The sequence below is a fragment of the Streptomyces sp. NBC_00344 genome (assembly GCF_036088315.1).
In the GTDB taxonomy this organism is placed as follows: Bacteria; Actinomycetota; Actinomycetes; order Streptomycetales; family Streptomycetaceae; genus Streptomyces.
Genome location: NZ_CP107996.1, coordinates 5,562,237 through 5,572,500, shown reverse-complemented (window position 1 = coordinate 5,572,500; position 10,264 = coordinate 5,562,237). Strand labels below are relative to the sequence as shown.

General features: G+C 69.8%; 13 protein-coding genes (1 of these 13 running past the window's edge). 6 read left to right on the top strand and 7 right to left on the bottom strand.

The window, feature by feature from the left end; all coding sequences use genetic code 11:
- Positions 1 to 390: the 5' portion of a DNA-3-methyladenine glycosylase gene (locus OHS16_RS25190; protein WP_328539530.1), read on the bottom strand. The gene continues 252 nt to the left of window position 1, outside the view; the window shows 390 of its 642 coding nt (coding positions 1-390); the start codon lies at positions 388 to 390; its stop codon lies beyond the left edge, outside the window.
- Between the two features lie 74 nt (positions 391 to 464).
- Between OHS16_RS25190 and OHS16_RS25185 the strand changes: the two genes are divergently transcribed.
- From OHS16_RS25185 to OHS16_RS25175, 3 genes are all read left to right on the top strand, one after another.
- On the top strand, positions 465 to 1,247 hold the full coding sequence (locus OHS16_RS25185; RefSeq protein ID WP_328539529.1) for a sporulation protein: 783 nt from the start codon (positions 465 to 467) through the stop codon (positions 1,245 to 1,247).
- 55 nt (positions 1,248 to 1,302) lie between these two features.
- Positions 1,303 to 1,839, top strand: coding sequence for a YbhB/YbcL family Raf kinase inhibitor-like protein (locus OHS16_RS25180; protein ID WP_328539528.1), 537 nt, complete (start codon positions 1,303 to 1,305; stop codon positions 1,837 to 1,839).
- A 140-nt stretch (positions 1,840 to 1,979) separates the two neighbouring features.
- Positions 1,980 to 2,483 (top strand): HNH endonuclease, encoded by a 504-nt coding sequence (locus OHS16_RS25175; RefSeq protein WP_328539527.1) that lies wholly within the window; start codon positions 1,980 to 1,982, stop codon positions 2,481 to 2,483.
- A 126-nt stretch (positions 2,484 to 2,609) separates the two neighbouring features.
- Here the strand turns inward: OHS16_RS25175 and OHS16_RS25170 are convergent, their stop codons facing one another.
- The 3 genes from OHS16_RS25170 to OHS16_RS25160 all read right to left on the bottom strand — a co-directional run bounded on the left by OHS16_RS25170 (position 2,610) and on the right by OHS16_RS25160 (position 4,942).
- A complete protein-coding gene (locus OHS16_RS25170; protein ID WP_328539526.1) occupies positions 2,610 to 3,575 on the bottom strand; it encodes an SPFH domain-containing protein in 966 nt (321 codons plus the stop codon).
- Positions 3,576 to 3,657: 82 nt separating this feature from the next.
- The gene (locus OHS16_RS25165) at positions 3,658 to 4,086 is read right to left on the bottom strand and encodes an NfeD family protein (protein ID WP_328539525.1); all 429 of its coding nucleotides are present in this window, start codon (positions 4,084 to 4,086) and stop codon (positions 3,658 to 3,660) included.
- Between the two features lie 58 nt (positions 4,087 to 4,144).
- Entirely contained in the window at positions 4,145 to 4,942 is a 798-nt protein-coding gene (locus OHS16_RS25160; protein WP_328539524.1) for an ABC transporter ATP-binding protein, read from the bottom strand.
- 122 nt (positions 4,943 to 5,064) lie between these two features.
- On the opposite strand from OHS16_RS25160, the gene OHS16_RS25155 reads away from it, so the two are divergent.
- A complete protein-coding gene (locus tag OHS16_RS25155; RefSeq protein WP_328539523.1) occupies positions 5,065 to 5,853 on the top strand; it encodes a hypothetical protein in 789 nt (262 codons plus the stop codon).
- 83 nt (positions 5,854 to 5,936) lie between these two features.
- On the opposite strand, the gene OHS16_RS25150 is transcribed toward OHS16_RS25155, so the two are convergent.
- The 3 genes from OHS16_RS25150 to OHS16_RS25140 all read right to left on the bottom strand — a co-directional run bounded on the left by OHS16_RS25150 (position 5,937) and on the right by OHS16_RS25140 (position 8,156).
- On the bottom strand, positions 5,937 to 6,191 hold the full coding sequence (locus tag OHS16_RS25150) for a chaplin (protein ID WP_328539522.1): 255 nt from the start codon (positions 6,189 to 6,191) through the stop codon (positions 5,937 to 5,939).
- Between the two features lie 167 nt (positions 6,192 to 6,358).
- On the bottom strand, positions 6,359 to 7,018 hold the full coding sequence (locus OHS16_RS25145; RefSeq protein ID WP_328539521.1) for a response regulator transcription factor: 660 nt from the start codon (positions 7,016 to 7,018) through the stop codon (positions 6,359 to 6,361).
- Positions 7,011 to 8,156: a GAF domain-containing sensor histidine kinase gene (locus OHS16_RS25140; RefSeq protein ID WP_328539520.1), complete on the bottom strand. Its 1,146-nt coding sequence runs from the start codon at positions 8,154 to 8,156 to the stop codon at positions 7,011 to 7,013. Before OHS16_RS25140 ends, OHS16_RS25145 begins: the two co-directional genes overlap by 8 nt.
- A gap of 171 nt (positions 8,157 to 8,327) precedes the next feature.
- On the opposite strand from OHS16_RS25140, the gene OHS16_RS25135 reads away from it, so the two are divergent.
- Together OHS16_RS25135 and OHS16_RS25130 are read left to right on the top strand one after the other, a co-directional pair.
- The gene (locus tag OHS16_RS25135) at positions 8,328 to 9,026 is read left to right on the top strand and encodes an SDR family NAD(P)-dependent oxidoreductase (protein WP_328539519.1); all 699 of its coding nucleotides are present in this window, start codon (positions 8,328 to 8,330) and stop codon (positions 9,024 to 9,026) included.
- A complete protein-coding gene (locus tag OHS16_RS25130) occupies positions 9,023 to 10,093 on the top strand; it encodes an S-adenosylmethionine:tRNA ribosyltransferase-isomerase (RefSeq protein WP_328539518.1) in 1,071 nt (356 codons plus the stop codon). Before OHS16_RS25135 ends, OHS16_RS25130 begins: the two co-directional genes overlap by 4 nt.
- Positions 10,094 to 10,264 lie beyond the last annotated feature (171 nt).

Here is a 10,264-nt window from a genome sequence, read left to right as displayed (position 1 = left end):
CAGTTCCTTGTCATGCCGGGCCGAGATCCGACGTTTGCGCGCAAGTTCGGCGCCCACCCGTACCTCCCCCGCGCGCAGCAGAACACCGCTTGCCATGCCCTCGGGGCCACAGACCAGGTTGGCGCAGTGCCACATCCCGTAGGTGAAGTACACGTACACATGGCCGGGCGGCCCGAACATCACTTCGTTCCGGGCCGTTCTGCCGCGGTAGGCGTGCGACCCCGGGTCGACCTCGCCGGCGTACGCCTCGACTTCTGTCAGGCGGAGTTCCATGGGACCGTCCGGTGTGCGACGGACCAGGACGCGTCCAAGGAGGTCGGGGGCGACCTCGAGCACGGAGCGCTCGAAGAAGTCACGCGGCAGCGGCATACGGTCGAGGCTCGCGGTCATGGCGTCCGAGCGTACCGGGGAACCGATCACGGGCGTTGCGCGTATGTAGGGGTCAGGATCTAGAAGGAGTGACTATGGGGTTCAAGAGGCTGCTCGCGAGCATGGGGGCCGGCGGTGCTTCCGTCGAGACCGAGCTGACCGAGGTGAACGTCGTGCCGGGCGGTGTCGTCCAGGGTGAGGTGCGTGTCCAGGGCGGTTCCGTGGACCAGCTGATCGAAGGGCTCTCGGTCGGCCTTCAGGGCCGCGTCGAGGTCGAGGGAGGCGAGCAGGAGGTCAAGCAGGACATCGAGTTCACCAAGCTGCGTCTCGGCGGGGCTCTGGAGGTCAAGGCCGGTGCGGTGCATGTGGTGCCGTTCGGCCTCGAGATTCCCTGGGAGACGCCGATTTCGAGCGTCGCGGGCCAGGCGCTGCGCGGCATGCACATCGGGGTGACCACGGAGCTGGAGATCGCGCGGGCGCTGGACTCCGGCGACCTGGACCCGGTCAACGTGCATCCGCTGCCGGCCCAGCAGGCGATCCTCGATGCCTTCATCCAGCTCGGCTTCCGCTTCAAGAGCGCCGACCTGGAGCGAGGGCACATCCGCAACACGCGTCAGCGGCTCCCCTTCTACCAGGAGATCGAGTTCTACCCGCCGCAGCAGTACCGCGGACTGAACCAGGTGGAGCTGACCTTCATCGCGGACGATCGCGAGATGGACGTGATCCTGGAGATGGACAAGAAGCCGGGCCTCTTCAGCGAGGGCAGTGACTCGTACCGGGCGTTCCAGGTGGGTCTGCACGACTTCCAGGGCACCGACTGGGCCGGATACATCAACCAGTGGCTCGCCGACGTCGGCGGCAGGCGCAACTGGTTCTGACGGCACCCTCTAGGGTCGTACACGGAACTGGACAGCCGATGCAGGAGGTGCCGTCGTGACCGGGCTCAGCAAGCCGCCGCTTCCCCACGATTTTCATCCGCCGGTGCCCTCGTTCACCGTGGTGAGCGAGGACATCGCGCCGGGAGCGGTACTGAAGGACGCTCAGGTGTACGCCGCAGGCAACACCTCACCGCATTTGCGGTGGGCGGGCTATCCGTCGGGGACCAAGAGCTTCGCGGTGACGTGTTTCGACCCGGACGCGCCTACGGGCAGCGGGTTCTGGCACTGGTCACTGTTCGATGTCCCGGCGACGGTGACCGAGCTCCCGCCGGGCGCCGGCAGTGGAAAGTTCGACGGTCTGCCCGCAGGCGCGATCCAGGCGCGCAACGACTACGGGGCGAAGGAGTTCGGCGGCGCCGCGCCGCCGGCCGGTGAGAACCACCGGTATGTGTTCACCGTGTACGCGGTGGACACCGAGAAGCTCGGCATCGACGCGGACACACCGCCCGCTGCGGTCGGCTTCAATCTGCGGTTCCACACGCTGGCCCGTGCGCAGCTGATCGGTGAATACACCGCGCCCGCGGAAAGCTGACTGCCGCTGTTTGTTTGCCCTGCCCTGGTCTTGGAGAGATCAGGGCAGGGCCTTTTTTATTGCGTTGTCCATCCGCGCGTGCCCGGCCAGAGTTGATCCCAGCCCGCCATGGGGTGGGCCGGCACACGGAGGTGGGCACAATGCGGGACACGCTGGTTCTGAACGCGAGCTTCGAGCCGCTGTCGACGGTGACGCTCAACCGCGCGGTGGTACTTGTGCTGCAGGACAAGGCCGTCGTCGAGCAGGCCCACCCTGGCCTGCGGGTTCGCGCGGCGGCTGTCGAGCTTCCGGTGCCCAGGGTGATCAGGCTCTGCCGATACGTCCGGGTGCCCTTCCGAAGACAGGCGCCGTGGTCGAGACGGGGGGTGCTGATACGGGACCAGCACCGGTGCGCGTACTGCGGTCGGCGGGCCACCACCGTCGACCACGTGGTGCCGCGCGCCCAGGGTGGCCAGGACACCTGGCTGAATACGGTGGCGTCCTGTGCCGACGACAATCACCGCAAGGCGGCCCGCACACCGGAGCAGGCCGGAATGCCGTTGCTGCGCAGGCCGTTCGTACCGACGCCTGCCGACGCCATGCTGCTGACGCTGGGCATCGGTGACCGGCAGGCCCTGCCGGACTGGCTTCCGCAGACCGCGTAGGTCCCGCCCGGCGGCCCCTGGACAGAGCTGCCCCGTGCGGCCGGACGGCGGACGGGCCCGCTCCCCCGTTGGATGGGGGGTGCGGGCTCCTCCTCGCCGGGCCGCCGGAAAGCGGCCGGGCGGAAGTCAGTCGACCGGAGGAGCCTGCCGCGGAGGAGTATGCCGCGGAGAAGTCTGCTGCTGTTCCTTGCCGTTGCCGGTGTTGAAGCCGACGCTGTCGCCACCGAGATTGCCGAAGGCGCCACTGAGTCCCTTGAGCGCGTCGCCGATCTCACTGGGCACGATCCAGAGCTTGTTGGCGTCGCCCTCGGCGATCTTCGGAAGCATCTGGAGGTACTGGTAGGCGAGCAGCTTCTGGTCGGCGTCGCCCGCGTGGATGGACTCGAAGACCGTACGGATCGCCTGGGCCTCGCCCTCCGCGCGCAGGGCCGATGCCTTGGCCTCACCTTCGGCCCTCAGGATCGCGGACTGCTTCTCGCCTTCGGCGCGCAGGATTTCGGACTGCCGCACACCTTCGGCCTGCAGAATCGCGGCACGCTTGTCCCGGTCGGCGCGCATCTGCTTCTCCATCGAGTCCTGGATGGAGGTCGGCGGTTCGATCGCCTTGAGCTCGACGCGGTTGACCCGGATGCCCCACTTGCCGGTCGCCTCGTCGAGGACTCCGCGCAGCGCCGCGTTGATCTCCTCACGGGAGGTCAGGGTCCGCTCGAGGTCCATGCCGCCGATGATGTTGCGCAGGGTGGTGACGGTCAGCTGCTCGATCGCCTGGATGTAGCTGGCCACTTCGTAGGTCGCGGCTCGCGCGTCGGTCACCTGGTAGTAGATGACCGTGTCGATATTGACGACCAGGTTGTCCTGGGTGATCACCGGCTGGGGCGGGAAGGGGACGACCTGCTCGCGGAGGTCGATCCGGTTGCGGATCGAGTCGATGAACGGGACGACGATGTTGAGACCGGCGTTGAGCGTGCGTGTGTAGCGGCCGAATCGCTCGACGATGGCAGCGCTGGCCTGCGGGATCACCTGGATCGTCTTGATCAGGGCGATGAAGACAAGCACCACCAGAATGATCAGGACGATGATGACGGATGGCATCGTGCTCCCCGTGCCCTTCGATTGCCGGCAGTTCCCGATGATCGAGTTTCGCAGACCTCGGTCTGCCGTGTGAGAGGTTCGGTCACAAGACAACGGCAGTTGCGCCGTCGATCTCCACGACGTCCACCTGCTGACCTGGTTCGTAACTGGTGTCACCGTCGAGAGCCCGGGCCGACCAGACCTCACCGGCGAGCTTGATCCGCCCGCCGCTGCCGTCGACCCTTTCCAGCACGACGGCCTGACGGCCTTTCAGTGCCTCGATTCCGGTCGCATGAGCGGGCTGCTGGGAGAGGTGACGGTTCGCGATCGGGCGTACCACCGCGATCAGCGCGACGGACACGACGACAAAGACCAGGACCTGGCTGACCACTCCGCCGCCCAGGCCCGCGACACCCGCTGCCGCCAGCGCGCCCACGGCGAACATCCCGAACTCGGGCATGGCGGTGAGCACGAGCGGGATTCCCAGCCCGGCCGCGCCGATCAGCCACCACACCCATGCCTCGATGTCCACATCGTCATGGTAGGTCGGCGGCCGCGCCGGGGACAGTACGCGAAGGGGCCGCAGGGGATCAGCCGAGCGGCAGGCCCTGCGCGGTCCAACGGCCGCCCCGCTGCTCGACGATGAGCGGCAGGCCGAAGCAGAGCGAGAGGTTACGGGACGTCAGTTCGGTCTCCATCGGCCCCGCGGCGAGCACCTTGCCCTGGCGGATCATCAGGACGTGCGTGAATCCGGGGGCGATCTCCTCGACGTGGTGGGTCACCATGATCATGGAGGGGGCGTACGGGTCCTGAGCGAGCCGGCCGAGACGGCGGACCAGGTCCTCGCGGCCGCCGAGGTCGAGACCGGCGGCCGGCTCGTCGAGCAGCAGCAGCTCGGGGTCGGTCATCATCGCGCGGGCGATCAGGGTGCGCTTGCGCTCGCCCTCGGACAGGGTGCCGAACTTCCGGTCCAGGTACTCGGTCATGCCGAGGCGGTCGAGGAACGCCCGGGCGCGCTGCTCGTCGACCTCCTCGTAGTCCTCGTTCCAGGTGGCCGTCATGCCGTAGGCGGCGGTGAGCACGACCTGGAGCACGGTCTGCCGCTTGGGCATCTTTTCGGCCATCGCGGCGCCCGCCATGCCGATACGGGGGCGGAGCTCGAAGACGTCGGTGCCGGGCCTGCCGAGCTGCTCACCGAGGATCGAAGCGGAACCGGTGGTCGGGAAGAGGTAGCTGGACGCGATGTTGAGGAGGGTGGTCTTGCCTGCGCCGTTGGGACCGAGGATGACCCAGCGCTCCCCCTCCTTCACCGCCCAGGAGACGTCGTCCACCAGAGCACGTCCGTCGCGGACCACGGATACGTCCAGCAGCTCCAGTACATCGCTCATGAGCGCGTTGTCTCCCCATGCAGTCTCGGTTCGCGCGTGCGTCTGTGGACGCAGCTCCCAGGGAAAACCTACGCCACCACGGAAGTGCTCCCGTGCGGAGGTCCGGTGCCTAGGCTGAGCACATGTTCACGGAACCACGCTCAGGACTGCTGGCCGCATGGGGAAATGCCCTGTTGGCCGGAATTGTGTCACCGGATGACGCCGTCCTCGCCATCGTGGGCGAGGACGCGGTACACCGCGTCGAGGGGCTTCCCGGCGAGGCGGGGCCGGTCGGGCTCACCCTCGCACTCGGCCGGCTGAGGAGACTCGGCGCGACCGGTTTCCGGGTGGCGATGCCCGCTCCCGGGCATCCGCTGGGACTCAGCGGTCCGCCCGAGTTCAACGCGCGGGCGCTGGACGCGGGCGAAGCGGTGATCGCTTCCGGGGTGTCTTTCGGCCTCGTGCCCGAGGTGTACGAGGCGGGGCCCGCCGGCGATCTGCACGTCGAGGTGGTCTGGCACTGCCTGGCGGTACGCGGAGCGCCACCCGCCGATGTGCCTTCGCTGGGTGAGGCGGAGCGAGAGCTCGCCGAGGCGCTGCGGGAGGCGGCAGCCGTGCTCTCCGGCCTGGATGTGGCGGGATCGGGGCCGGTGGCCGCGGCGGCGATCGACGCCTACCGGGCGCGGGCCGAGGTCGGCTCCGGCGATGTGCTGGCCCCCGGATACCCGGCGCGTGCGGCGCGGGTGCTGGAACTGGCACGACGGGTCGGCCTGCTCGTCGCGATGGCGTACGAGCACGGGCCCGGGGGTGCGGTGAGCGCCTCGGAGATGGCCGCCCGGGTGGAGGCGCTGCGCCCGGTGGAACGGGTGGCCCGCCGGGCGCAGGTGGCGGCGTACAACGCTTATGTGGAGGAGCGTGAGCGGCACCGTTGACGGCGCCGTGACCCGGTACCGGACCGGCCCCCCGGACGGGATGTCCCGGGGGCCGGCGGTCGGTGTTCGGCCGTGGGGACCGGTCAGCCGTTGATGCCGGTGTTGCCGATCGCGGGGTTGAGCGCACCGATCACGGAGACGGTGTTGCCCACCACGTTCACCGGGACGTGGACCGGGGCCTGGACCAGGTTTCCGGAGACCACGCCCGGAGAGCCGACTGCCTGGCCGTGGGCGTGGGCGCCGCCGTGCGAGGTGGTGGCGGACGCCGCGCCCGCTCCGGCGGCGAGCATGCCGCCCGCGACGAGGGTGATGGCGGCGGCCTTCTTGAGGTTCTTCATCTTCAGGGTCCTCCTGGCTCGCTGCGGCCCGGCGCCGCAGCACGCCATGAAGAACGGCTGGGGGATCATCCGGATACGCCGAACGGGCTACATACACCCGACGGTATGAATCTCGTACCTGAATATGACGTGGGCGATCAGGCGGCGCGACGGCCTGCTCGCGGGTCTCAGCCCGCCGCGTCGTGGCGTACGGCCCAGAGCGCCGCCTGGGTGCGGTCGGAGAGGTCCAGTTTCATCAGGATGTTCGACACGTGTGTCTTGACGGTCTTCTCGGAGAGGACCAGAGAACGGGCGATCTCCCGGTTGGAGCGTCCGTCGGCGATGAGACCGAGGACCTCGCGCTCCCGTTCGGTCAGTGTGGTCCCCCTGCCCTGGCCGCCCACCGGCTCCTGGGACAGCAGCATCCCGGCCACCTCGGGCTGGAGGAGGACGTGCCCGGCGTGTACCGAGCGGATCGCACCGGCCAGGGCTTCGGGGTCGACATCCTTGTAGACGTAACCGGAGGCGCCTGCGCGCAGCGCGGGAACCACGGTGCGCTGTTCGGTGAAGCTGGTGACCACCAGGACCTTGGCGGGGTTGGCCAGTTCCGCGAGCTTGCGCAGCGCCTCGATGCCGTCCATGCCGGGCATCTTGATGTCCATCAGTACGACGTCCGGGCGCAGTTCCTCGGCGCGGGCCACCCCTTCCCGGCCGTCCGACGCCTCCCCCACCACTTCGATGTCGTCCTGGATCTCCAGAAAGGTGCGCAGACCGCGGCGGACCACCTGGTGGTCGTCGACCAGCAGGACGCGGATGGCCGTCTTCGGCCGGTGTGCGGTGTCAGCCACCGGGCACCTCCATTTCGATCGTGGTGCCCTCGCCGGGCGCCGATTCCACCGAGAGCGTGCCGCCGGCGCCGCTCGCCCGGTCACGCATCGAGACCAGCCCGAGGTGGCGGCCGGCCCGCCGTACGGTCCTGGGCTCGAAACCGCAGCCGTCATCGGTGATCCGCAGCACCGCGCCCTGTCCGTGGCGCCGGAGTGTCACCTGGACATGGGACGCCCCGGCATGGCGCAGCGCGTTGTGCAGCGCCTCCTGGGCCACCCGCAGCAGGGCTTCCTCCTGGGCCGCGGGAAGCGCGCGCACCTGCCGGCTCTCGAAAGTGACCCGGGGCTCGTGCGCGCGGTCGAGCACCTGGACATGGGTGCGCAGGGTGTTGACCAGACCGTCCTCGTCCAGAGCCGCGGGCCGGAGCTCGACCACGGCGGCCCGCAGTTCGTCGGCGGCCTCGGCCGCGAGGGCCGCCACCTGGTGCAGTTCGTCCTTGGCCCGGGCCGGGTCGCGGTCCACCAGGGTGGCCGCCGCCTGTGCGGTCAGGCGCAGCGAGAAGAGCTTCTGGCTGACGGCGTCGTGGAGTTCATGGGCCAGCCGCGAGCGCTCCTCCGCGATGGTGAGTTCCCGGCTGCGCTCGTGGAGCCGGGCGTTGGTGAGGGCGATCGCCGCGTGCTGGGCGAGGATCGAGAGCAGTTCCTCGTCCTCCTCGGTGAAGCCGCAGCCGCCGCCGGGTTTGGGGCACCTCTTGTTGGCCAGGAAGAGCGCGGCGATCGTCTCGTCCCCGTCGCGGACGGGCAGCCCCAGAAAATCTGACATGTCCGGGTGTGCGGACGGCCAGCCGCCGAAGCGCGGGTCCTCGCGTACGTCGTCGAGACGCTGGGGCTTCTCGTCGTGCAGCATCGCAGCGAGGATGCCGTGCTGGCGCGGGAGCGGGCCGATGGCCTTCCACTGGGCGTCGCTGACGCCGTCGACGACGAACTGGGCGAAGCCGCCGTGGTCGTCGGGCACGCCCAGCGCCGCGTATTCGGCGTCCAGCAGCTCGCGGGCCGAGGCGACGATCGTCTTGAGGACGTCGCGGACCTCCAGATGCCTGCTCATGGCGAGCAGCGCGGCGCTCACCGCGGACAGACCTGATCGTGGGCGATGGGACATGGCCACACCGTACCGGCGGGCCCGGCGGCCCGTATCGGGCTGCGGGCGGCACCTGATTACGACGCAGGGACTAGGTCGAAGTGCCTCCGCCCGCTGGGGCTCGAGGACGACGCGCAGGGGCCGGGTGCGTTCCTACGTTGGGTGGCACGAAACCGACGAGGGGACTGTGTCATGCCGACGGCAATCATCACCGGTGGATCCAAGGGGCTCGGCCGCGCGCTCGCCGCCGGACTCGCCGAGCGGGGGTGGAATCTGGTCATCGACGCCAGAACACCCGGAACGCTCGACGCCACCGCTGAGCAACTGGCGAAGCACGGCTCGCAGGTGGTCGCGGTGACCGGAGACGTCAGGGACGCCGGCCACCGGAGCGCCCTGGTCGAGGCGGCGCGTGAGCTCGGTGGGCTCGATCTGCTGGTGAACAACGCGAGCGCGCTGGGCGCGGAGCCGCTCGTCCCGCTGTCCGAGCTGACGCTCGACGGGCTCCGCGAGGCCCTGGAGGTCAATGTGGTGGCCGCGCTCGGACTCGTGCAGGAGGCGCTGCCGCTGCTGCGGGCCGCCGGGGCAGGGGCGGTGATCTCGGTGAGCTCGGACGCCGCAGTCGGGGCGTACGGGACATGGGGTGGATACGGGGCGTCCAAAGCGGCGCTGGACCAGCTCTCCGCCGTGCTCGGCGCCGAGGAGCGGGGGCTGCGGGTGTGGGCGGTGGACCCGGGTGACATGGAGACCGATCTGTACGCGGCCGCCGTGCCGGACGACCAGGACCCCCGGCCCGCCCCCGGCAGCGCTGTCCCCGGCTTCCTCCGGCTGCTGGACGAACGGCCGGCCGGCGGCCGGTACATGGCGTCCGGTCCGCAGGCGGGCCGGCGATGAGGGCGCGGGACGTGCTGCGGGTGCCCGAGGGGCTGCTGGCCTCGGTGCCCGCGGAGGAGCGCGGCAGCGGCCGGGACGACGTACGGCTGATGGTGTCCCGGGGATGCGAGGTGTCCCACCACGCCTTCCGGGAGCTGCCGGACCAGTTGCGGGCCGGGGACGTGCTGGTGGTGAACACCTCGCGGACACTTCCCTCGGCGGTCGACGGGGTGCTGGACGGGGCGGATGTCGTGGTGCACTTCTCCGCTCTCGGCGACGACGGGCGATGGGCGGTGGAGCTGCGCGATCCGGTGCCCGGGGGGAGCACCCGCCGGCGTCCGGGTGGCCCGGCCGGGGCGGTGGTGCGGCTCTCGGGGGGCGCGCGGCTCGACTGGGAGGAGCCTCTTCAGTCCGGTGAGGACCGGTTGTGGTGGGCCCGGCCGTCGGTCGGTGACGTACCGGGGCTGCTGCACCGGCACGGCCGGCCCATCCGGTACGCGTACACCCGGCGCGACCAGCCGCTCGCCGCCCATCAGACGGTGTTCGCGCTGCCCTCGCCGGACGGCGCCGGGTCGGCGGAGATGCCGAGCGCCGCGCGGCCCTTCACCGCGGCGCTGGTCGCCGGACTGGTAAGCCGGGGAGTGCAGTTCGCGCCCCTTGTGCTGCATACCGGGGTGGCGTCGACGGAAGCGGACGAGACTCCCTATCCGGAGCGCTTCGAGGTCCCTGCCTCCACCGCCCTGCTGGTCAACGCGGCAAGGGCGGGCGGCGGGCGCATCGTCGCCGTGGGTACCACCGCGGTACGTGCCCTGGAGACCGCGACGGGGTCCGACCGCGTGGTGCGGGCCGCGTCGGGATGGACGGATCTGCTGATCACCCCGGAGCGCGGGGTACGGGCGGTGGACGGGCTGCTGACGGGGCTGCACGAACCCGAGGCCTCGCATCTGCTGATGCTGGAGGCGATCGCCGGACCGGAGGCACTCGCCCGCAGTTACGAGGAGGCGTTGCGCCGTCTCTATCTCTGGCACGAGTTCGGCGACGTCCACCTCATACTTCCGGATGAGGGCGCTCACATTATGAATTGCTGATGCAACACAGTGTGAAATCGACGGCGATTGCGTGTGACCCCGAACATAGGACGCAGGTCACTTACGAGGTTCGCTAGTTGATGAATAAATGGCAGCTTGGGCGGGTACGCGCGGGCATCAAGCCTTTATGGCAGGGCTCTGATCCACTATGCGGGGTCGTACGTCACACCT